Origin of the sequence: Bacillus siamensis KCTC 13613, assembly GCF_000262045.1 — a bacterium.
In the GTDB taxonomy this organism is placed as follows: Bacteria; Bacillota; Bacilli; order Bacillales; family Bacillaceae; genus Bacillus; species Bacillus siamensis.
On the sequence record NZ_AJVF01000039.1, the window covers coordinates 747,056 to 769,160 of the forward strand.

The 22,105-nt window shown below is 46.7% G+C and carries 24 protein-coding genes, 2 pseudogenes and 1 riboswitch; of the genes and pseudogenes, 17 read left to right on the top strand and 9 right to left on the bottom strand.

Going from position 1 to position 22,105, the window contains the following annotated elements; all coding sequences use genetic code 11:
• Positions 1 to 220: 220 nt before the first annotated feature.
• Positions 221 to 1,585 (top strand): S1C family serine protease, encoded by a 1,365-nt coding sequence (locus Y79_RS0112485; protein ID WP_016937982.1) that lies wholly within the window; start codon positions 221 to 223, stop codon positions 1,583 to 1,585.
• 46 nt (positions 1,586 to 1,631) lie between these two features.
• Here the strand turns inward: Y79_RS0112485 and Y79_RS0112490 are convergent, their stop codons facing one another.
• Both Y79_RS0112490 and Y79_RS0112495 read right to left on the bottom strand, forming a co-directional pair.
• Positions 1,632 to 2,096, bottom strand: a complete 465-nt coding sequence (locus Y79_RS0112490) for a Dps family protein (RefSeq protein ID WP_016937983.1) — start codon at positions 2,094 to 2,096, stop codon at positions 1,632 to 1,634.
• Between the two features lie 82 nt (positions 2,097 to 2,178).
• Positions 2,179 to 3,027, bottom strand: coding sequence for an oxidoreductase (locus Y79_RS0112495; RefSeq protein WP_016937984.1), 849 nt, complete (start codon positions 3,025 to 3,027; stop codon positions 2,179 to 2,181).
• A gap of 133 nt (positions 3,028 to 3,160) precedes the next feature.
• Here Y79_RS0112495 and Y79_RS0112500 point away from each other — a divergent pair, with 133 nt between their 5' ends.
• The 4 genes and pseudogenes from Y79_RS0112500 to Y79_RS0112515 all read left to right on the top strand — a co-directional run bounded on the left by Y79_RS0112500 (position 3,161) and on the right by Y79_RS0112515 (position 6,750).
• Positions 3,161 to 4,942 carry a M3 family oligoendopeptidase gene (locus Y79_RS0112500; RefSeq protein WP_029575312.1) on the top strand — a complete coding sequence of 594 codons (1,782 nt, stop codon included), beginning with the start codon at positions 3,161 to 3,163 and terminating at the stop codon, positions 4,940 to 4,942.
• A 120-nt stretch (positions 4,943 to 5,062) separates the two neighbouring features.
• The gene (locus Y79_RS0112505; RefSeq protein ID WP_016937986.1) at positions 5,063 to 5,500 is read left to right on the top strand and encodes a YusW family protein; all 438 of its coding nucleotides are present in this window, start codon (positions 5,063 to 5,065) and stop codon (positions 5,498 to 5,500) included.
• A gap of 155 nt (positions 5,501 to 5,655) precedes the next feature.
• Positions 5,656 to 6,480, top strand: coding sequence for an ABC transporter ATP-binding protein (locus Y79_RS0112510; RefSeq protein ID WP_016937987.1), 825 nt, complete (start codon positions 5,656 to 5,658; stop codon positions 6,478 to 6,480).
• A 2-nt stretch (positions 6,481 to 6,482) separates the two neighbouring features.
• Positions 6,483 to 6,750 (top strand): annotated as a pseudogene (locus Y79_RS0112515) (YusU family protein).
• A 151-nt stretch (positions 6,751 to 6,901) separates the two neighbouring features.
• On the opposite strand, the gene Y79_RS0112525 reads toward Y79_RS0112515, so the two are convergent.
• Entirely contained in the window at positions 6,902 to 7,942 is a 1,041-nt protein-coding gene (locus Y79_RS0112525) for a ketopantoate reductase family protein (protein ID WP_016937990.1), read from the bottom strand.
• A 13-nt stretch (positions 7,943 to 7,955) separates the two neighbouring features.
• Positions 7,956 to 8,702: an acetoacetate decarboxylase gene (locus tag Y79_RS0112530; RefSeq protein ID WP_016937991.1), complete on the bottom strand. Its 747-nt coding sequence runs from the start codon at positions 8,700 to 8,702 to the stop codon at positions 7,956 to 7,958.
• Positions 8,703 to 8,841: 139 nt separating this feature from the next.
• On the opposite strand from Y79_RS0112530, the gene Y79_RS0112535 reads away from it, so the two are divergent.
• Together Y79_RS0112535 and Y79_RS1000000120905 are read left to right on the top strand one after the other, a co-directional pair.
• Entirely contained in the window at positions 8,842 to 9,729 is an 888-nt protein-coding gene (locus tag Y79_RS0112535; protein WP_016937992.1) for a LysR family transcriptional regulator, read from the top strand.
• A 62-nt stretch (positions 9,730 to 9,791) separates the two neighbouring features.
• Positions 9,792 to 9,899: pseudogene (locus Y79_RS1000000120905) on the top strand (tautomerase family protein); the annotation flags it as partial.
• A gap of 33 nt (positions 9,900 to 9,932) precedes the next feature.
• Here Y79_RS1000000120905 and Y79_RS0112540 read toward each other — a convergent pair.
• The 4 genes from Y79_RS0112540 to Y79_RS0112555 form a co-directional block, all read right to left on the bottom strand.
• Positions 9,933 to 11,528 (bottom strand): MDR family MFS transporter, encoded by a 1,596-nt coding sequence (locus Y79_RS0112540; RefSeq protein WP_016937993.1) that lies wholly within the window; start codon positions 11,526 to 11,528, stop codon positions 9,933 to 9,935.
• 23 nt (positions 11,529 to 11,551) lie between these two features.
• Positions 11,552 to 12,010, bottom strand: a complete 459-nt coding sequence (locus Y79_RS0112545) for a MarR family winged helix-turn-helix transcriptional regulator (RefSeq protein WP_016937994.1) — start codon at positions 12,008 to 12,010, stop codon at positions 11,552 to 11,554.
• 138 nt (positions 12,011 to 12,148) lie between these two features.
• A complete protein-coding gene (locus tag Y79_RS0112550) occupies positions 12,149 to 12,481 on the bottom strand; it encodes a spore coat protein (RefSeq protein ID WP_016937995.1) in 333 nt (110 codons plus the stop codon).
• An 11-nt stretch (positions 12,482 to 12,492) separates the two neighbouring features.
• Positions 12,493 to 12,750, bottom strand: a complete 258-nt coding sequence (locus tag Y79_RS0112555) for a hypothetical protein (protein WP_016937996.1) — start codon at positions 12,748 to 12,750, stop codon at positions 12,493 to 12,495.
• Between the two features lie 89 nt (positions 12,751 to 12,839).
• Between Y79_RS0112555 and Y79_RS0112560 the strand changes: the two genes are divergently transcribed.
• A complete protein-coding gene (locus tag Y79_RS0112560; RefSeq protein WP_016937997.1) occupies positions 12,840 to 13,748 on the top strand; it encodes a proline dehydrogenase family protein in 909 nt (302 codons plus the stop codon).
• Between the two features lie 30 nt (positions 13,749 to 13,778).
• Here the strand turns inward: Y79_RS0112560 and Y79_RS1000000120910 are convergent, their stop codons facing one another.
• Complete coding sequence (locus tag Y79_RS1000000120910) at positions 13,779 to 13,919, bottom strand: YuzL family protein (protein ID WP_076982541.1); 141 nt, start codon at positions 13,917 to 13,919, stop codon at positions 13,779 to 13,781.
• Positions 13,920 to 14,109: 190 nt separating this feature from the next.
• Here Y79_RS1000000120910 and Y79_RS0112570 point away from each other — a divergent pair, with 190 nt between their 5' ends.
• The 9 genes from Y79_RS0112570 to Y79_RS0112610 all read left to right on the top strand — a co-directional run bounded on the left by Y79_RS0112570 (position 14,110) and on the right by Y79_RS0112610 (position 21,879).
• The gene (locus tag Y79_RS0112570; protein WP_016937999.1) at positions 14,110 to 16,479 is read left to right on the top strand and encodes a 3-hydroxyacyl-CoA dehydrogenase/enoyl-CoA hydratase family protein; all 2,370 of its coding nucleotides are present in this window, start codon (positions 14,110 to 14,112) and stop codon (positions 16,477 to 16,479) included.
• 10 nt (positions 16,480 to 16,489) lie between these two features.
• Entirely contained in the window at positions 16,490 to 17,665 is a 1,176-nt protein-coding gene (locus Y79_RS0112575; RefSeq protein ID WP_016938000.1) for an acetyl-CoA C-acetyltransferase, read from the top strand.
• 18 nt (positions 17,666 to 17,683) lie between these two features.
• Complete coding sequence (locus tag Y79_RS0112580) at positions 17,684 to 19,468, top strand: acyl-CoA dehydrogenase family protein (RefSeq protein ID WP_016938001.1); 1,785 nt, start codon at positions 17,684 to 17,686, stop codon at positions 19,466 to 19,468.
• A 113-nt stretch (positions 19,469 to 19,581) separates the two neighbouring features.
• Positions 19,582 to 19,938: an arsenate reductase family protein gene (locus Y79_RS0112585; RefSeq protein ID WP_016938002.1), complete on the top strand. Its 357-nt coding sequence runs from the start codon at positions 19,582 to 19,584 to the stop codon at positions 19,936 to 19,938.
• 59 nt (positions 19,939 to 19,997) lie between these two features.
• Positions 19,998 to 20,381, top strand: coding sequence for a glycine cleavage system protein GcvH (gene gcvH, locus Y79_RS0112590; protein ID WP_003151844.1), 384 nt, complete (start codon positions 19,998 to 20,000; stop codon positions 20,379 to 20,381).
• Between the two features lie 54 nt (positions 20,382 to 20,435).
• Positions 20,436 to 20,672: a YusG family protein gene (locus Y79_RS0112595; protein ID WP_016938003.1), complete on the top strand. Its 237-nt coding sequence runs from the start codon at positions 20,436 to 20,438 to the stop codon at positions 20,670 to 20,672.
• A gap of 69 nt (positions 20,673 to 20,741) precedes the next feature.
• Complete coding sequence (locus Y79_RS0112600) at positions 20,742 to 21,104, top strand: toprim domain-containing protein (protein WP_016938004.1); 363 nt, start codon at positions 20,742 to 20,744, stop codon at positions 21,102 to 21,104.
• A gap of 7 nt (positions 21,105 to 21,111) precedes the next feature.
• Positions 21,112 to 21,432, top strand: coding sequence for a thioredoxin family protein (locus tag Y79_RS0112605; RefSeq protein WP_016938005.1), 321 nt, complete (start codon positions 21,112 to 21,114; stop codon positions 21,430 to 21,432).
• Positions 21,433 to 21,528: 96 nt separating this feature from the next.
• Positions 21,529 to 21,879 carry an SCP2 sterol-binding domain-containing protein gene (locus Y79_RS0112610; RefSeq protein WP_016938006.1) on the top strand — a complete coding sequence of 117 codons (351 nt, stop codon included), beginning with the start codon at positions 21,529 to 21,531 and terminating at the stop codon, positions 21,877 to 21,879.
• Positions 21,880 to 21,990: 111 nt separating this feature from the next.
• Positions 21,991 to 22,097, top strand: a riboswitch (SAM riboswitch).
• Positions 22,098 to 22,105 lie beyond the last annotated feature (8 nt).

The window sequence follows — 22,105 nt, forward strand, 5'->3', positions numbered from 1 at the left end:
TTTCATAATTTCACATATTCTTTTCATTTTTATCCCACAATGTTTGTTTATGATGTGTATAAGGGAAGAAAGGAAGAAAAAAAGCGGGGAAGATAACATGTTCAAACACATTTTGTTTTGGAGCTTTGCTTTTCTCCTTATTATTGGGACAATAGAACTTGTACATGCGATGAATATGTAATGAATAGAATGAGAACATACTGAAGGAGTGTGCGTGAATATGAACGATCAGCGAGATGACGGCATCAGCCGCGATCAGTCAGATCTTTCACATACGGAGCAAAACGGCAATGAACAGCAGCGGATCAGCCATCAGGAGCCCGAGCTGCTTGAAGGCCCCGTCTCGAAAGAAGCGGAAAAAGAGGCGGCCGCCGGTACGGAATTTGAAAAAACGGCTGCCGTGAAAAAAGAAAAAAAACGGAGAGCCGCTTGGCTGAGCCCGATTTTAGGCGGCATTATCGGCGGCGGCCTCGTGCTTGGCATTGTGCCGAATCTGCCGGGTGAGCAGCATAAGGCAGAATCTGTTTCTGATACGGCGAAACAAGTTCAGTCTGCGAATTTTACGTCAACGCCTTTGAAAAATACCTCAAGTGTGGCGGATATGGTAGAAGATTTGGAGCCTGCGATTGTCGGAGTGTCCAACTATCAAGCGTCGCAAAGCGGCCAATTCGGACTTGACGGCGGTTCAAACTCTGAAACGGAGAGCGGCACGGGGTCAGGCGTCATTTTCAAAAAAGACGGCCAAAAAGCGTACATCATCACAAACAACCATGTCGTAGAAGGAGCAAACAAGCTGTCGGTCACTCTTTATAACGGGAAAACCGAAACGGCAAAGCTTGTCGGAAAGGATGCCATCAGTGACCTGGCCGTACTGGAAATCAGCTCGTCCAATGTCAAAAAAGCGGCCAGCTTCGGCGATTCTTCACAGCTGCGCATTGCCGATAAGGTAATCGCCATCGGCAACCCGCTCGGCCAGCAGTTTTCCGGCACCGTCACACAAGGTGTGATCAGCGGACTGAACAGAACGGTAGACGCCGACACTTCCCAAGGCACGGTGGAAATGAACGTGATTCAGACGGATGCGGCGATTAATCCCGGTAACAGCGGCGGGCCGTTAATCAATTCAAGCGGCCAGGTTATCGGAATCAACAGTATGAAAGTCAGTGAAAATGGCGTGGAATCACTCGGCTTCGCCATTCCGAGCAACGATGTGGAACCGATTGTCGACCAGCTGCTTGCAAAAGGAAAAGTCGAGCGTCCGTTTTTAGGCGTGCAGATGATTGATATGTCGCAAGTGCCGGAAACCTATCAGGAAAACACGCTCGGATTGTTCGGCGACCAGCTGTCTAAGGGCGTTTACGTAAAAGAAGTGCAGTCCGGCTCACCGGCTGCGAAAGCGGGCATCAAGTCAAATGACGTCATTGTAAAATTGAACGGCAAAGATGTCGGCAGCAGCGCCGATATCAGACAGATTCTGTATAACCAGCTGAAAATCGGCGATAAAACGACTGTTCAAGTTCTCAGAGGCGGCAGCAAAAAGACGCTGAATATCACATTAACGAAACAAACTGAAAGCGCAAGCTGAACGCATAAAAAAAGCTGAACCTCCGCCTGAGGTTCAGCTTTTTTCGTCATTCTCCTAAGTAGGCTGACAGCATCCACACATGCTTGTCCGCTTCTTCAACTAATCCGACAAACAAATCGGCTGTTGATGGGTCATTTTGTTCCTCGGCGATGCCGATGACAAATTTTGATTCGCGGCTGATCTGTTTGTAGTCTTGAACGAGTGATTCCACCATTTCAGAAGCCGTCTTTTCCTGTCCTTCATCCGTAATGGAAGCTTGTTCAAGATAGCTGTGAAAAGTCGCCGCGGGCTGTCCGCCGATGGCCAGAAGACGCTCTGCGATGGCATCTGCCGTTTCTGCCGCTTCGTTATACAGTTCTTCAAACTTTTCATGCAGCGTAAAGAAATGAGGGCCTTTTACATACCAATGGAAGCGGTGCAGTTTAGAGTAAAGGATAAACCAGTTTGATAATTGGGTGTTCATTGATTTCTCAACTAGATTTTCAGTTTTTTTCGCGTTTTGTGTATTCATATTATCGTCCTCCCTGTGATCTGTTAATTTAATTATATCACGTATCAAATAAAAATCAATACTAAATTATAATAATTATAATTTATGTTTCTTTGAACAGCTTTTTCTTTATGATCGATTCCCAGACGGGCCAAGAGAAGAGTGAGCGGCAAGCCAATGTCAGCTTAATGCCTCTGCCGATCGGATACCGCAGTTTCTTCAGGCGTTTCTTCTGTGCCAATTGATAAATCAGCTCCGCCACGTCATTGGGATCGCCGCTTTTGGATGCGCTCGCTTTGACGTAAGCTTCAATTTGCTGATAATAGCGGTAATAAAGCGAATCTTTGCCGGGTGCCGTAAGATGATTGGAGAGAGACGTCTCCCAGATAGACGTTTTATAGGAGCCCGGTTCTATTAAAGCGGCATCGATTCCTAAAGGCAGAAGCTCAAGACGCAGACATTCTGTAAACCCTTCAATCGCGAATTTGGAAGAAGTGTACGGAGAAAGAGCCGGAGAGGCGGTCAGTCCGCTGATGCTGCTGATGTTGATGATTTTCGCTCCGCCGTGTTTTCTCATATAAGGGAGCACTGTTTTGGTGACATGAATCAGGCCGAATACATTCGTGTCAAACTGCTGTCTGTAATGTTCCATCGGTACATCTGCAATAAATCCCCCATACGCAGTGCCGGCGTTGTTCACAAGCACATCAACCGGTCCGAAACCGCTGATGGTGTTGCCGAAGTCAGACACCGACTGCTCATTTGTAACATCTAAAGAAGCGATCGTAATATGACCGGATACACCCGCTTGGGCGGCCGCCTCTTTCAATGTTTCAGCTTTCTCCGGCTGTCTCGCTGTTGCGATGACATGATAAGACCGGGCGAGCTTCAGCGCTGTCAGCAGACCGAATCCGCTTGTCGCGCCGGTTACAATGGCAATTTTTCTGTTCAACTCATATTCCTCCCCGTTTGTTCTTATATGTTAGTGTATAACATTTAGCGGTGAGAAGGAGAAATCGTTCGGAAATATGTCAGAATTATTTTATAATGGAATCAGCTTCGGACAGAAAGGGGTAATGAAAAAGATGGCATTAGAGGGATTGAAGGAAACATGGGATTTAAACTCCATTTTTGAGGGCGGGAGCAGGTCGGAAGATTTCCAGCAATACATACAAGAGCTCAAACAGCAGCTCAGCGCTTTTCAAAAAGAGGCAGAGGCGTTTACAGTTCCGTCTCATGCTGATGAAGGCGGGGAGCTGGTCAATCTGATTGATCGGTTTGAACGGTCGGCGATCATGATCAGACAGGCGGGAGCGTTCGTCGGCTGTCTTCAGGCTCAGAACACTGATGACCAGAAAGCGAATGAGTGGAGGGCGCGGATCAATCAGCTGAGCAGTGATTTTAAATCCGCTCTGGTCACCCTTGACGATACACTTGCCCGGATTGACGAGCGGGTCTGGGCGGAACTGCTGCAAAAACCGGAACTTCAGGACCTCACATACGTTTTAAATGAAAGAAGAGACCGGATCAGAGAAAAGCTCAGCGCACATGAAGAGAGACTGATTGAAGGTCTGGCCGTTGACGGCTATCATGCATGGGGCGACCTGTATAATGCGGCTGTCGGAAGAATGAAGATTCCGTTTGAGGATAAAGAGCTGTCAGTCGGCCAAGCGGAAAACATGATGGCGCATCCGGACCGCGGCACCAGGCGGCAAGTATTTAAAGAGCTTAACGAAGCCTGGAAGGGAGAAGAGGAGCTGTTTGGCAGCACGCTGAATCATCTGGCCGGCTTCCGAACGGAAATGTATAAAGCGCGGGGCTGGGAAAGCGCCTTGGAAGAGCCGCTTGCGATCAACCGGATGAAAAAAGAAACACTGGATGTCATGTGGCAGGTCATTACCGATCATAAAAAACCCTTTGCCGAATACCTGAATCGAAAGGCGTCCCTCTTAGGGCTTGAGCGCCTGAATTGGTATGATGTGAATGCGCCGATCGGCGAGGCGCCGAAAAAATACACATATGATGAAGCGGCCAATCTGATCGTTACCCAATTTTCCACATTTGGCAAAAAACTGTCCGCATTTACGGAAAAAGCGTTCCGCGATCGGTGGATTGAAGCGGAAGACCGCAGCGGCAAACGGGTCGGCGGTTTCTGCACCAGCTTTCCCGACAGCGGAGAATCCCGTATTTTCATGACGTTTTCAGGAAGCGCTTCAAATGTATCAACGCTTGCGCATGAGCTTGGACACGCGTTTCATCAGGAGGCCATGCTTCAAGTGCGGCAGCTGAACAGAGCCTACGCCATGAATGTCGCTGAAACAGCCTCGACTTTTGCGGAAATGATCGTCGCCGACGCCGCTTTGAAACAAGCGGAGACAAAAGAAGAAAAGCTGTTCCTGCTTGAAGATAAAATTCAAAGAAGCGTAGCCATGTTTATGAATATTCATGCGAGATTTTTATTTGAAACGCGGTTTTATGAAGAGCGGAAACATGGCGTCGTTCCGGCTGAAAAATTGAATGAACTGATGGAAGCGGCGCAGAAAGAAGCGTTTTGCGATTCATTAGGGGAATACCACCCGCATTTCTGGGCGTCAAAACTTCATTTTCATATTACGGGAGTGCCGTTCTACAATTTTCCGTATACGTTCGGTTATTTATTTTCCCTTGGAATATACGCAAGAGCTCTTCGGGAGAATGCGGATTTTGAAGAAAAATATATCGCGCTTTTGTGTGACACGGCTTCGATGACCGTTGAGGATTTGGCGATGAAGCACCTTGGAGCGGATCTGACGGAACGATCGTTTTGGGAGGACGCGGTCCGCCTTGCGGTACGGGATGTACAGGAATTTTTAGAGCTGACTGAATGATGATATAGAGAGGAACCGGCCGGAGCGATAAACAGCTCCGGTTCTTTTTTGTTCGATGAATGACAGCCGCCTCCCTTGGAAATACCTAAAAACGATCGGAATGGAATGGGAGTGAATCGCATGAAATGGATCAGGACGGCGGGTGTTTTATGTCTGGCGCTGATGCTGATTGCCGGCTGCCGATTGAATGAAGAAAAACGGAATGCGGAACAAGACAGCACGCCCGTATCATCCGCGAAGCCGGTTCCATACAGCAGCTTTTCCCTTCGCGTCAACTACGGAGCCGGAGAGCATAACCGCTATGAAGGTTTGTATGAAAGAAAAGGCGGTCGTGAAAAGGCGGACATCCAGGACAAGCTTTCAGGAGTTCACAGAGAGGGCGAGGAAGCGCTTGATGAAATGAAGATGATCCTCGGAGAACTTGCCGTAAACAGCGGGATGCAAGAAGGCGAAGTTGTCAGGCAGGTGCTCTCTGCTTTTAATTTAGACAGCCATTATGACCATTTTTATTTGAAACTGAAAAAAAGCGACGGAGAAATGACGGAAATCAAGAAATAACCGCTGTCCGCTGTTTTTTTGCCCGAAACTAATTGATAATGATATTCAGAGTCATTAATTTCTGTTACAATATAATCATGATCTCACGTTGAATGTTCAGGCAATTTGTTTATATACATAGTGTTGGGAAATACAAAAAAGGAGCGGTTAGCGGTATGAGTGCAATTTCTACAGAGACGCTGAGCTTAGGGTACGGAGAGACTGTTATCATTGACGAGTTGGATGTAGCGATTCCAAAAGGCGAAATCACTGTATTGATCGGAAGCAACGGCTGCGGAAAATCGACGCTTTTACGTTCATTGGCGCGCCTGATGAAACCGAGGGGCGGTTCTGTGCTTTTGGAAGGAAAAGCCATCGCTAAGCTGCCGACGAAAGAAGTCGCCAGAGAACTGGCTATCTTGCCGCAGAGCCCGTCAGCTCCCGAAGGCCTGACCGTGCATCAGCTTGTAAAGCAGGGACGATACCCTTATCAAAGCTGGCTGAAGCAATGGTCCAAAGAGGACGAAGACGCAGTGGCAAAAGCGCTGAAGGCGACAAAGCTTGAGGAAATGGCCGACCGTACGGTGGATTCTTTGTCAGGCGGACAGCGCCAGCGCGCGTGGATTGCGATGACACTCGCCCAGGATACGGATATCATTCTGCTCGACGAGCCGACAACCTATCTCGACATGACGCATCAAATTGAAATACTTGATTTGCTGTTTGAATTAAATGAAAAAGAAAAACGGACCATCGTCATGGTGCTGCACGACCTTAATCTCGCATGCCGCTATGCTCATTATCTTGTCGCCATTAAGGATAAACAGATTTACGCGGAGGGCCGTCCCGAAGAAGTCATCACTTGCGAGCTTGTGCAGCAGGTATTTGCGATGAACTGCCAAGTCACGCAGGACCCGCTGTTCGGTACGCCGCTTTGCATTCCGCACGGGCGCGGGAGATGCATCGTGCAGGAAGCGGCTCTCACCGCCCGATTGTCATAATCATGAAAAAGGGAAGGGAACGGTATGGAAGAAAAACTGCAGCAGCAGCTGGACGGCCTGCTTGAAAAATATACGGAACTATTGCTTGGCGAAACAACCCCGGAACTAAAGGAAGAAGTCAGGCAATGGATTTTGTATACACATATCGCAAAAAGCATGCCTCCGCTCGTAAAGCATTGGAACCAATCCTACCCGGACGCCAAAGAGGGCATCAAAGCTGCGATACAGCACATTAAACAGCTCAATGAAGAGCACAGAAAAAAACAATAAAAAGCTTCCGGCATCAAAGAGAGGTGCCGGAAGCTTTTTTTGCTGAAAAGGAATCAATAAAGGCGCCATTCAATTCTTTAATAATTTCTTCCGCTTGTTGAACCAAGAAAAAAGGACCGCCGCAGCAATCCCTTTCTCTCTTTCCTATATATCACATTTCTTTTCGGATACTTAATAACTCTTCAAATGCTTTTATATTTGTATCAAAATTGGGCACTGTTTGAGATTCCTCGGCACATTTGACTTGTGCTACAACCAAATCATTAAAAGGTGTTGAAATTCCAGTACCTTCTGCCATTTTGGGAATAACTCCATTAATATAATCAATTTCAGTTTTGCGTTTCTTCTCAAGATCCTGCAGCATACTTGCTCTTAGCAGCCTAGATGGTGCCATGGCTGCCCTAAATGTCTGGATACGTTCAGGAATATCATTTTCGCTTCTTAATTCCAAAGATTCTAAATCAAGGCCGCCCATTTTCGCAAATTTGACACCATTGGCGTGTCCAACCTTAATCGTCTCATCTGCGATATGAACTGCGCTGACAATGCCGATTTCATGGTCAAGAATGTCTCCGTATTCTCCATCTAATGCTGCCGATAAACCACTGAATGCATTATTGATAAGTAATTTTGACCACTTCGTTCCAACTAAATTATCGGAAATATGTGTTCCGCCGATAAGGTCTAAAACCGATTTAATACGCTGGATTCTTTCTGTTGTTTCACCATTTAATTCTCCAATTTGAAAAGCGTACTCTTTAAATTGAGTATACTCAGTTGTAAGTCTGGATACGCCTGGTTCAATAAACGTAGCACCAAATTCAACAGAACCCGCAATAACACGTTCATTACCAACGATCGAAGCAACTTTCTGTTCAGGTATACCGTTTTGCAAGGAACATACAACACTGTCATCCTTTAAAAAAGGCAGTAACTCTTTAAGAATCGAATCATTATATAATTGTTTCGTCAGAAGTAATATTAAATCATACTTGCCTGACTTGTTTTCAGGGGTAATGGCTTTCACCTTTGCTTGGAATTCCGTTGTACCAACTACTTTAGCACCTATTTGATTTAGAGTATCTACATGTTCTTTGTATGAATCAATCAATTCGACATCCATTCCGCCAGCAGACAGATATGCTCCCACTATGGTTCCTAAAGAACCTGCCCCTAAAATTGCAATTCTCATTGTAAACGTCTCCTTATTTTTCCTCTAAGTAGTTATAAACCGGCTGAGCAGCATTTAAGGTTAAATCTGTAAGGATATGAGATGCTGAAACGACTTCTAATACAGGCAAGTCTGCAAGAGGTGCCAGAGCATGTTCAAATAATTGAAGCCGCGCGGGTCCAGTCCAGGCACCTTTAACTTCTATATTCGTTATTTGCGTTCGCACCAAATCACAAACCCTTAAATCACCATTATAATCAGTAGCCATCTTAACCATAAAATTAGGTCGGCAAATTTCCCTTTTCGCTTTTTCCTTGTCCATTTCGAAATGTTTATATCCCATAGTCGCAGTTGCCACGCGAAGACTGCCATAATCCAGTGTGCCGACAAGAGTATCAGAGTCTATATACAGCTTAGGGGCACCCAATTTCTTTGGATATGCAGTAAGTTCCCGTCCGCTTGCGATAGCTGGAAAATTGTCTACATACATAGAATGTACATAATCCCCTTCTTCACCATTAAAGCTGACAGGGATGACTTGTCCTGCTTCTGTATAGGCGCCAAGTCCGGAAACATCGGGCATCCACATCACTTCGAATTTCACTAAAGGTTCAGTAATTTCAAGAGGTTCTGGCACTGCCGCACGTAACGCTTTTTCATCCGTTCGGTAAATAATATTTAAATATTCACGGTTAACAAATTTATAATTTGGGATAGGATAAGCAGGAGCCGTTAGCGGCGTATTTAAATTTTTTGCTATATCTTTCACATCAATTTTCATTGAATGACACCCTTTCCTTTTCTTTTTTATGTTTTTTCAATTTAACTATGCTATTATCTTACATCCGCATTTACATTTAATCTAATACATAATAAGGTATATGTATATTTATTGAAATAAATAAGGGAGATGCAGACAGATGGAATTGCTGCAGCTAAAATACTTTCAGACAGTTGCCTATACTGAGCATATTTCTAAAGCAGCAGAACAATTAAAGATTGCCCAGCCTTCTTTAAGTCTTACTATAAAAAGACTTGAGAATGAACTGGGAACAGCCTTGTTTGAGAGAAAAGGCAGAAATATTAAGCTGAGTTCATCAGGGGAAATTCTTTTAAAACATGTAAACAGGATTTTTACTGAAATTGAAAATGCACAAACGGAAATTCAATTGAAGGAACATCAAATTTCTGACACCATAAGAATATCTATTTCCAATCCAAGATTCCTTGCAGGACTGATGAGTGAATATATCAACCGCTCTCCTCAATCAAAAATTCTCCAAGCAATCGGAGTTAAAAGCGAGATCATCACAAGTTTAAAAAAAGGGGACATTGATTTAGGAATAACAGGTCATCCGATTCAAGATGAAGAGATAGAGAGCTATGTGCTGGTAAATGAAGATATTGTTCTGGCTTTACCCTCAAACCACCGATTTACGGGTAAAACAGAAATTTCTTTACGTCTTGTCGCCGATGAACCATTTATTACCCTTGCTAATAATGAGGAGTATAGAGGTTTTACAACCTCGCTTTGTGAGAAAGCTGGTTTCACCCCAAATATTGCATTTGAGGCGGATTCTCATTTACTGGTCGAGATTATAAAGCTGGATCGAGGTGTTGCGTTGCTTCCTATTTCAGTTTGCAGAACATTGGGGCTGAATTTTATAAAAGTGACTGATCACTCTGCTTCATATCCAGTCGGCTTATCTTGGATGAGACATAAGCTGTTATCTTCTTCGGTAAGAAATTTTCGTGACTTTATTATGTCGTACTATAAAGATAACGATGAAATGTTTAAGGTTTATTAAAGGGTTCCATCACTAGGGTTTTTACCCCCATTTCCTATTCACTTGTTGCGGGGTAGGTACTCCGGCTGCACGAAAAGCTGGGCGTCAGAAAAGAAGATGTGTTTATCGTCCTCTCAGGCAATGCGGCGGAAGACTGGTCATTCGGAAACGGAGAGGCCCAGAGGATATAAAAAAATCCCGCGGCATCCGCGGAATTTTCTCTATTAAACGGCTTTCGCCTTTTCTTCTTGTTTGCCTGTTTTTTTGTTAGTCAGTTTAATTGATTTAACAAACAGCGTGAGGATTAATCCGGCAGCGATAAAGGCCAGACCTGTGAAAAACACGCTGTGAAGCGAATCCATCAGTGACGTTTTTAAAACCGGCACGATATGGGAAGAAAATGCCGCCGGAATCTGCTTAATCGATTCCTGGCTGAACAAGGATTGAAGCAGCCCTTCAGGATTCTTGTCAATCATGCCTTTAAACTGGTCGGCAAAGGCACTTGCCTGTTTCGGCAGTGAATCTAAGTAAGGCACCAGTCTGTCGGTTAGAAGGGTTCCTGATCTGGCATTCATGACAGCGCCGAGCACCGTAATGCCGAACGTTCCCCCGATCATCCGGAAAAATTGGCTTGATGAAGTCACCACACCCAGCTCTTCTTTTGAAAACGTTTCTTGCAGAGCGAGTGTGAGAAGCGGCATAACGAGCCCCATTCCCAGACCGATCACGGCCATATAGCATGTAGCCGCGAGCTTGCTTGTATCCAGCTGCAAAGTCGTTAATAAGAAGAAGCCGACGGCCATGATCAGCATGCCGATCATGATTTGCGGTTTGATGCCGATCTTATAAACCAGCTGGCCTCCGATAATACTTGTGATGATCATAGATACCATCATCGGCGTCATAATCGTTCCGGACGCGGTAGCGCTGACTCCGATAATTCCCTGCATAAAGAAAGGAACGAACGTAACGGCGCCGAACATGCCGATACTCATGAAAAACCCGATCAGATTCAGTACGGTAAACGTTCTGTTTTTAAACAGGTACATCGGCAGAATCGGCTCTTTTGCTTTGATTTCAGCGAAAATGAATCCGACAATCCCGACAAGCGCAAGCGCAAAGAGACCGAGAATCTGCCAAGACCCCCATGCATAATCCTTTCCTCCGAAGCTGAGTGCGAGCAGGAGGCTGACGATTCCGACGATCATTGTGAAAATGCCGGCGATGTCAAAGTTAATCGGCCCGGTCTGTTTTCTGCCTTGAAGTCCTCTTGCGATAAAGATGACGGCTAAGATTCCGACAGGCAGGTTGATATAGAAAACCCATTTCCAATTTAAAGAGTCAACAATCCAGCCCCCGATTTGCGGGCCGATAACAGAAGCCAGCCCGTAAATCGCCCCGAAAAGCCCTTGGAACTTGGCACGCTGTTTCCCTGTGAACAAATCTCCGATGACGATCATGGCCATCGGCATCATGACACCGCCGCCGATTCCCTGAAGTCCGCGGAAAATAATCAGTTCCGTCATGTTGCTGGCCATTCCGCACAGTGCGGAAGCGCCCATGAAAATCAATAAACCTGATACATATACGACGCGCCGCCCCAATAAATCTGCAAGTTTCCCCGCAATCGGGACGATCGTTGTCGAAGTTAAAAGATATGCCGTGGTCAGCCACGTCATCATGCTTAATCCCCCGAGGTCACCCACGATTTTAGGAATCGCCGTTCCTACGATCGTGCCGTCAAGGGCTGAGAAAAACATAGCGATAATTAAGCCCGTTATTAATAGTGTGCGTTTTGGATCCTTCTGTTCAATGCTCATGCTTCGGCAGCTCCTCTTTTCTATTAGTTTTCTTTTTGGTCAGCCGCGTATTTCTCGGCGGCTTCCGCTACTTTGCGGATGATGTTCACGGACTGAATCAGTTCATCGTCAGTCAGAACGGACAGGTTTCGCGCTAATATCGCTTTTCTTCCTTCCACGACATCTTCGAATTTCTTCTCGCCTTTTTCGGTAAGGCTGATGTCGATGACACGTCTGTCCTGCTGATTATGTTTGCGGACGATCAGTCCTTTTTGCTCAAGGCGGTCGGCCATCAGCGTCACTGCGCTCGGCTTTACTTCCATGCGCTCCGCAATTTCGGAAACTTTGCAGCTCCCTTGTTTTTTTAAGCTGGCTAAAACAAATAATTGGGCAGGAGTCACCTCATGTTTTGCCATGCTTTCCATCATTTCCGGCTGTATGTTTTGCAGCAGCGTCTGAAGGGATTTTTGGATGTCAGACACATATTGATCCGCGTTTTTCATAACTCCTCCTCATCTGGTTCTTCGGGAAAATAATTAACATTAGTTAAATATAAATAAGGATTAAAGATAAGTCAATCCTTTTGTGCAAAAATAAAAAAAGGATTGATGCTTAGTGAAAACATCAAATCCTTTCTTATGTTACTGCTGGTAGGGAGACTGCTGCTGAATGGTCTGCCGGAACTTCTGATACGATTGCTGAAGCTTTTGGGTGTCGGCCGCTTCAATGGAATACCAGCCATTTTGAAACATTACATCGTATAATCTTCTCTGCGCTTTTTGTGACTCATCGAAAATCGCCTGAATATCTTGATAAAGAGACTCGTGGCTGAACTCGTGCAGGGCTGTGCAATATGAAGACGTGATATACTTTTCCGTCGTCAGCAGTTCATTCACCAAGTCTCGGTCATTCATTTGCGCCGTATCGGGCACGGGCGTTTGCGGGTTAGTGATTTTTTGATTTTGCTGTTCCATGTATTGTCCTCCTATTGCATATAGCCTGTTGTTGTCTGTCCGCCTTGAGCGGGATTCAGGTGACCCAAAATGTTTTGATAATGTTTGTGGTGCATCCGGCCTATTTGTTCAAGCTCTTGTTTTAACGTCTGATTCTGGCAGTGTTCCGCCATGAAATGCGCTTTTTTCATGGCAAGCAGATTCCAGTTCAGCATGTCTTCAAGATACAAATGGTCTTTCGTTGAGATGACGGCAGGCGGCAAATGTCCGTGCTGCTCCTGGTTATTCATATAAACGCCTCCTTCAATTCTGTTCTTCTTAGCTTTCTCTGCGACCGGGATTTCATACACGAATAAAAGAAAAAGGAGGGAGTTCGCCCTTGCTGCGGAGCATATGTTTATTTTTGTCGAAAAATAAAATGCTTACGAAATTCGCCCAGGCTTACGGCCTCCGCTTCGGCGCGGGAAGATTCGTTGCGGGGGAAACACTTCGAGAAGCAGTAAAAACGGTGAAGCGGCTGAACCAAAACGGGCTGTCGGCCTCGATAGATTACCTAGGTGAATATGCTGGGTCCCGGAAGGATGCCAAAAGGACGGCCGAAGAATGTAAAAAAGCAATCAGGGCGATCGCAGAGAATCAATTGGACTGTGAGCTGTCGCTGAAATTAACATCCATCGGTCTGGATATATCTGAGAATCTCGCCGAACAGCACATCAGAGACATATTGACGGAGGCAAAAGAACACCGCGTCCCCGTCACGATTGACATGGAGGACTATTCCAGATGCGCCCGCACGCTTGATCTGTATAAGCGGTGCAAACCGGATTTTCCGATGCTCGGCACCGTCATTCAGGCTTATTTGTACCGCGCGGCTGAAGACATCAGCAGCCTGATGCCATACAAACCGCGGCTCAGGCTTGTAAAAGGCGCATACAAAGAATCAGCGTCCGTTGCGTTTCCTGATAAAAAAGGGACCGATCTTCATTTCCAGCAGCTGATCAAGCTGCAGCTTTTGAGCGGGCATGAAACAGCGGTGGCGACACATGATGACGACATGATTTCGTATACGAAAACACTCATCAGCGAATATCAGATTCCCCGGGAGCAGTTTGAATTCCAAATGCTGTACGGCATCAGAACGGAGCGGCAGAAAAAGCTTGCCGAAGAAGGATACAGGATGAGGGTGTACGTCCCGTACGGAACCGATTGGTACGGCTACCTGATGAGAAGAATTGCCGAGCGCCCGGCAAATGCGGCGTTTGTGCTGAAAGGAATCTTCAAAAAATAACGGCTGCCTTAAAAAAGCAGCCGCAGTCTGTTACTCCATGTTGTCTTTTTTATATTGCTGATTTTGGCTTGTCCGCTTGCCGCCGCCGTATTTTTGCTTCGGTCCCGCATTTCCTTTCATGCTTGCCGCGCTCACTGCGCCGGAAGACGGATCTTTTCTCCCTCGCACCATTCCCTTCACCTCCGGGTTTAAGTTTCCCGCCTGCGGCGCGGAACATGCGGAAGCCAAAAAATTTAAAAAAATTCCATATTTGCTATTGAAGTCATCCTGAAAATCTTTTAAGATGAAAGAAGAAAAGGGTTTCATTTTTTTTGCCGAAAAAATGAATGACTATTCATTCAAAGTTCAAGGGGGATGACTCATGCACAAGTTTATAAAGAAAGCAGCCGTTCTCGGGTCAGGCGTCATGGGGTCCGGAATTGCCGCGCACTTGGCTAACATCGGAATTCCCGTCCTGCTGCTTGATATTGTGCCAAACGAGCTGACAAAGGATGAGGTGAAAAAAGGGCTGACATTAGAAAGCCCGGAGGTCCGCAGCAGACTGAGCCGATCGGCCATGCAAAAGCTGCTGAAGCAAAAACCGGCGCCGCTGACTTCAGCTGCCAATCTCGATTATATAACGGCGGGGAATTTGGAAGATGACGCGGCTGGGTTGAAAGATGCTGATTGGATTATTGAAGTCGTCGTCGAAAATCTTGACGTGAAAAAACAGATTTTCTCACTTGTTGATGAATACCGGAAACCAGGAAGCATCGTGTCCAGCAATACGTCCGGTATCTCCGTCACAAAAATGGCGGAAGGCAGATCTGCCGATTTTAAAGCTCATTTCTTAGGAACACATTTCTTTAATCCGGCCCGCTACTTGAAACTTCTGGAAATCATTCCGATTCAGGAAACAGATCCTGACGTATTGCAATTTATGACTTCATTTGCCGAAAATACACTCGGAAAAGGTGTCGTCATCGCAAAAGACACGCCTAACTTTATCGCCAACCGCATCGGTACGTACGGCCTGTTGGTCACGGTAAGGGAAATGCTTTCCTCCGGCTGCCGCATCGGCGAGGTGGACACGGTGACCGGGCCTTTGATCGGCAGACCGAAAAGCGCGACCTTCAGAACCCTTGACGTCGTGGGGCTTGATACATTCGCCCATGTGGCAAAAAATGTTTATGATAAAGCCGACGGTGCTGAAAAAGACATGTTTAAGCTGCCGGAATTTATGAATGACATGCTGAAAAACAATTGGCTGGGCAGCAAATCAGGCCAAGGTTTTTACAAAAAAGAAGGTAAAACAATATATGAGCTCGATCCGCTTACCATGACATACGGCGAGCGTTCGAAAATGAAGACGCCCGCTTTAGAAGCCGCCAAACAGGCAAAGGGTGCCAAAGGGAAAATGAAAGCGCTTATATATTCTGATGACCGCGCCGGCCGCCTGCTTTGGAATATCACGTCGCAAACCCTCTTATACTCAGCCCGGCTTTTAGGTGAAATCACTGATGATATCAAAGCGATTGACGACGCCATGAAATGGGGCTTCGGCTGGGAGCTCGGCCCGTTTGAGATATGGGATGCCATCGGTGTCAGAACATCAGCAGAGCGGCTTGAACAAGAAGGCGCAGAACTTCCCGGCTGGGTGAAAGAAATGCTTGACGAGGGCCATGAAACATTTTATATGAAGGAAAACGGAAGACCGTTTTACTATTCAGACGGCCAATACAGAGCTGTGAAAGAAAATCCGAAACGGATCAGCCTGCAAACGGTAAAGGAAACAAAGGGCGTGATCAGCAAAAACAGCGGTGCCAGTCTGATTGATCTCGGCGATGATATCGCTTTGCTGGAATTTCATACGAAAAGCAACGCGATCGGCTTAGACATTATTCAGATGATTGACAATGCGCTTGAGGAAACGGAGCGGAATTATAAAGGTCTTGTCATCGGAAACCAAGGCAGACATTTCTGCGCGGGAGCAAACCTTGCGATGATTTTAATGGAAGCTCAGGATGATAACTTCATGGAAGTCGATTTTGTCATCCGCCGTTTTCAGCAGACGATGCTGAACATCAAATACAGCGCCAAACCTGTTGTGGCGGCGCCGTTCGGAATGACACTCGGCGGAGGAACGGAAGTCTGTCTTCCGGCGGCACGCGTTCAGGCGGCGAGCGAATCGTATATGGGTCTTGTCGAAACCGGCGTCGGCCTTATTCCGGGCGGCGGAGGAAATAAAGAGTTGTACATGAATTATTTGAACGGCGGAAGTGAACTGATGGACGCTGCCATTAAAACCTTTGAAACAATTGCGCTTGCCAAGGTGTCCGGCTCGGCGCACGAAGCCCGTGATATGAAGATTTTGTCTGCGGCAGACCGTGTCAGCATGAATCAGGATCACCTGCTGCACGATGCGAAACAGCTGGCTGCTTATTTATATGACAGCGGATACCGCCCGCCTGCCCGCAAAAAGGTAAAAGTCACCGGGGAAACCGGCTGTGCCGCGTTACTGCTCGGAGCAGACCAAATGAGAAGATCCGGCTATTTATCAGATCATGATATGAAGATTGCGAAGAAGCTGGCCCATGTCATTGCCGGAGGAAGAGTCCCGTTCGGCACGGAGGTTTCAGAAGAATATTTACTCGAGATTGAAAGAGAAGCCTTTTTAAGTCTCGCTGGCGAGGCGAAATCTCAAGCAAGAATGCAGCATATGCTGGTCAAAGGCAAACCTTTACGGAACTAGGAGGGTGTTTATGAGAGAAGCAGTCATTGTGGCCGGTGCGAGAACGCCGGTCGGTAAAGCGAAAAAAGGGTCGCTTGCAGCCGTTCGTCCTGATGATTTAGGCGCGCTTTGTGTGAAAGAAACGCTGAAACGGGCAGGCGGCTATGAAGGAAACATCGATGACTTAATTATCGGATGTGCAACACCTGAAGCCGAACAAGGATTAAATATGGCGCGGAATATCGGTGCGCTGGCGGGGCTTCCTCATACGGTGCCGGCCATTACGGTGAACCGCTACTGCTCTTCCGGACTCCAATCCATCGCTTACGGTGCGGAAAAAATTATGATCGGCGCGGGCGACACCGTCATCGCCGGCGGTGCGGAATGCATGTCACAAGTTCCGATGATGGGGCATGTGACCCGCCCGAATATCGCTTTGGCGGAGCATGCGCCTGAGTATTACATGAGCATGGGGCACACAGCGGAGCAGGTCGCCGAAACGTACGGCGTATCCAGAGAAGACCAGGATGCGTTTGCCGTCCGCAGCCATCAGAATGCCGCGAAAGCCCTTAAAGAAGGGAAATTTAATGATGAAATCGTGCCGGTTGAAGTAACGCTGACAGAAGTCGGGGATGATCATAAGCCGCGGAAAAAACAATTTACCTTTTCTCAAGATGAAGGCGTGCGCCCCGGCACATCGGCTGACGTATTGGCAAAGCTCCGTCCGGCTTTTTCTAAAACGGGAACCGTGACGGCCGGGAACTCTTCACAAACGAGTGACGGCGCCGCGGCTGTCATGCTGATGGATCGCGAAAAAGCTTCGTCGCTCGGATTGGCGCCGCTAGTCAAATTCCGTTCCTTTGCCGTAGGCGGCGTTCCCCCTGAGGTCATGGGGATCGGTCCGATTGAAGCCATTCCGCGGGCGCTCAAGCTTGCCGGACTCGAATTACAGGATATCGGGCTATTTGAATTGAATGAGGCCTTTGCTTCACAGGCCATTCAAGTCATCAGATCGCTGGGAATAGATGAAGAAAAGGTGAACGTCAATGGGGGCGCCATCGCGCTCGGACATCCGCTCGGCTGCACGGGAACGAAGCTGACCTTGTCACTCATACATGAAATGAAACGGAGAAACGAGCAATTCGGTGTGGTGACGATGTGCATCGGAGGCGGCATGGGCGCTGCCGGCGTATTTGAGCTCATTTAAACAAAGGGGGAAACAAACATGAAACAGGAAACGGTCAACGTCAAAAAAGGCGGCAGCTTTCTGATTGAGGAGACGGGATATGATCAAATATTCACTCCGGAGGACTTTACAGACGAACATAAAATGATCGGCAAAACAACAGAAGACTATGTCATAAACGATGTGCTTCCTTATATTGATGAAATTGAAAACCATCAGTTTGAGCATTCAGTCAGACTGCTCAGAAAAGCCGGAGACTTGGGCCTCCTCGGAGCAGACGTGCCTGAAGAGTACGGCGGCATCGGCCTGGATAAAATCAGTTCAGCCTTCATTACGGAAAAATTTTCACGTGCCGGCAGCTTTTCGCTATCTTACGGCGCTCACGTCGGTATCGGCTCATTGCCGATCGTGTTCTTCGGAACGGAAGAACAGAAAAAAACATATTTGCCGGACTTGGCTTCAGGACAAAGAATCGCGGCATACGCCTTAACTGAGCCCGGTTCAGGTTCAGATGCCCTCGGTGCGAAAACGACGGCTGTTTTGAATGAAGCGGGCACACATTATATTCTCAACGGAGAAAAGCAATGGATTACGAACTCCGCCTTTGCAGATGTCTTTGTCGTCTACGCAAAAGTGGACGGAGATAAGTTTTCCGCATTTATCGTAGAGAAAAATTATCCGGGCGTGTCAACGGGCCCTGAAGAGAAAAAAATGGGGATTAAAGGTTCATCGACGAGAACGCTGATTTTAGATCAGGCGGAAGTGCCGAAAGAGAACCTTCTCGGCGAAATCGGAAAAGGCCATGTCATCGCCTTTAATATCCTGAATATCGGACGCTACAAGCTTGCCGTCGGCACAATCGGCGCTTCTAAACGGGTGATTGAGCTGTCTGCCGCTTACGCAAACCAGCGCCGGCAATTTAAAACACCGATTTCAAGCTTCACGCTCACTCAGGAAAAGCTTGCGACAATGTCGGCACGGCTTTACGCCATGGAGAGCTCTGTATACAGAACAGTGGGCTTATTCGAAGATAATATGAGTCGGCTGACAGAAGAAGCGCAAAAAGACGGACGCGAAGTCGCAAAGTCGATCGCCGAGTACGCCATTGAATGCTCGCTCAACAAAATGTGCGGATCTGAAACGCTTGATTACATTGCCGACGAAGGCGTTCAAATTCACGGCGGTTACGGGTTTATGCAGGAATATGAAGTGGAGCGCGCCTACCGTGACTCGCGAATCAACAGAATTTTTGAAGGCACAAATGAAATCAACCGCCTGATCGTAACGAGCACGTTCCTGAAAAAAGCCGTAAAAGGGCAGCTTCCCCTCTTTGAAAAAGCGAAGGCGCTCCAGGAAGAGCTCATGATGCTGATGCCTGAAGAGCCGGGCTCAGAGCCTCTTGAACAGGAAAAATACATTGTCAGACAGGCGAAAAAGATCGCCCTCTTGACAGCGGGGCTCGCGGCGCAGAAATACGGAAAAGAGATCGAAGGCGAGCAGGAAATCATGGTAAACATCGCTGATATCGTCAGCGCGGTGTACGCTTTGGAATCTGCCGTCCTCAGAACGGAAAAAGCGATTGCGGCGGACGGTGCCGAAAAAGCCGCGCAAAAGCTGTTATATACGGAGATCTTTGCCCAGGAAGCCCTTCAGAATATTGAAGCGCATGCCAAAGAATCACTGATCGCCATGGAGGAAGGAGATTCCCTCCGCATGATGCTTTCCGTGCTGCGCAAACTGACGCGCCTGACACCGAAAAATCTGATTCAGAAAAAACGTGAAGCAGCGGCCGCTGTCTTCCGTGAAGAAAAATATATCGTCTGATCACATGCTGTAAGCGCTCCTTCATCCGGAGCGCTTTTTCATGAAGCAACGTTATAGGTTTTTACAAGTGATTGTGTTAAAATAACGACGATCATTTACAAGGGGTGAAGAAGATGTCGTTGAATTTTTACTGGTACCCTAAATGCGGAACGTGCCGTAATGCGAAAAAATGGCTGGAAGACCGCGGTAAGGAAATAAACGAAATACATATTGTGGAGGAAACTCCGTCGAAAGAAGAAATTAAAGACCTCTATGAAAAGAGCGGACTTGAGCTGAGAAAGTTTTTCAACACGAGCGGCATGAAATACCGCGAGCTGAACCTAAAGGAAAAACTGTATCACATGTCAGAGGATGAACAGCTTGACCTTCTGTCATCTGACGGTATGCTCCTGAAACGCCCGATTACGACAGACGGCGAAAAAGTCACTGTCGGCTTCAAAGAAGACCAATTCGAAAAATATTGGATGTAATGCCGCGTTCAAAGAATTATGGTATCTTCTTATTATAAGAAAAAATTGGAGGGATTTAGATGAGCACACCGAAAGATATGCGTTATTCCAAAGAGCACGAATGGGTCAAAGTTGAGGACGGAAAAGCCCGTATCGGGATTACACATTTCGCGCAAGCCGAACTTGGCGATATCGTATTTGTCGAGCTTCCGGAAGTCGGCGCTGAAATTAAAGCGGACGAGCCATTCGGCAGCGTAGAATCCGTCAAAACCGTATCCGAATTGTACGCACCGATTAACGGAACGGTGACGGAAGTGAACGAAGACCTTGATGACAGCCCTGAATTCGTAAACGAGTCTCCGTATGAAAAAGCGTGGATGATCGTCGTAGAACCGGCTGATGCTGAAGAAATCGAAAACCTCATGACTTCCGAGCAATATGACGAAATGACACAGGAAGACTGATCGGATAGCAAAAGGGCCATTTGGACATTCTATCTGTAACGGGAGGTGTCTAATATGGCTTTTGATAAACAAAAGGTCGATGTGACGGAGAACGTCACAGGCCGCTTTCAAAACGGCCGGTTTTCCTTGTTTCATGAAAATGAAGCCATCGGCGAGATGACAGGCATGAACCAGTACGAGCTCAAACAGGGCTTTTCATTTGAGAATCAAAAATTTTATAAAACAGCCGATGTCATAAACGGCAGTGATCCGAAATATGTGGATTGCGATTATGAGAACGGCTGGTGTTAACAGTTGGCGGTGAATTTCACTGCCTTCTTTTTTAATCTGACGCTAAAACAATCGGCAGGTGATGCGCTTATGTTCAACGGAGATGAAAAGGTGATCATCGTAGAAGGAAAATCGGATAAAATCAAAGTCAGAGAAGTGCTCATCGAACCCGCGGAAATCGTCTGCACAAACGGGACGATCGGCCAAACCGAACTGGAAGATTTGGCGGACCGCCTGTTTGACAGAGACGTGTTTATATTAACGGACGCAGATGAATCCGGAGAAAAATTAAGAAAACAGCTGAAACGGGAGCTTCCCGAAGCGCGCCATATCTATATAGACAGAACATACAGGCAAGTCGAAGCGTGCCCGGGCCATCATCTCGCATCTGTGCTGATCAGAGCCGGCCTTGATGCAGACCCTGTATTTTTGAAAAAGAACGACCTGAGGTGAAATCAAAATGAAAGAACTCCAAGAAAATGAACTCGAATTGATTCAGGATGACGTCTATCTCCTGTATTTGTACACCCCGTTTTGCGGCACATGCCAGCTGGCGTCCAAGATGCTTTCTGTCGTCGAAGAAATGCTGCCCGGCACCGCCTTCTATAAAAACAACGTGAATTATTCCCCCGCATTCGCCAAAGCCTATCAGATTGAGAGCGTTCCGTGCTTTTTGCTGTTTAAAGGCGGAGAGCTTGTTGAGAAAGGATACGCCTTCCGCTCCGTTTCCTATTTATATGAGCTGATTAAACAAAAAACATCGCAAACGTTCCCGATGTGACAATTTTTACAGGAAAATGTCGTGCGGTTTATAAAGGGTTCTGTCCGTTAAAAAGAGAAAGTGTATGTATGGCCATTAAAACGGGAGGTTATACGAGTGGAGAAAATAGAAGTTTTGGAGAATGACGGACAGCATCTGTTTTTGAAACCGCTATTAAACGCCTCAACGCTGCTGATTACATTCCAGGGAGAAAAAGAAGCCTTAACGGTCTCAATTAACGGACAGGGAGAAATGAGAAAAACGGCGGTTTCAAAGGAAAAATCAAATTTGACCTTTTACGGAAACCAGACGGAAATCATCCATCTCCTGCACGGTGATGTCTCTTTGCAGAAGCTCATCCAAAGCGGAAAACTCAAAGTGAAAGGATCATTCCGAGCCCTGCTGAAGCTGGAGGCCATCCTCTGGCTGACAAACGGATTTTTTCAGACGATCAGCAAACGGCCGTAAACAGCCAATCTACTATGTGACAATAGCTTCCATTATTTATTTTATTGACTTTTTATCATTCGCCGTGCTATTCTACAGTAAGAATTTCCGGACGAAAATACGATATGTTTTCTCTTATCAAGAGAGGTGGAGGGAAGTGCCCTATGAAGCCCGGCAACCATCAACGATGTTGAAATGGTGCCAATTCACTCAAAGCGGTCTGCTTTGAAAGATGAGAGAAAGGCCT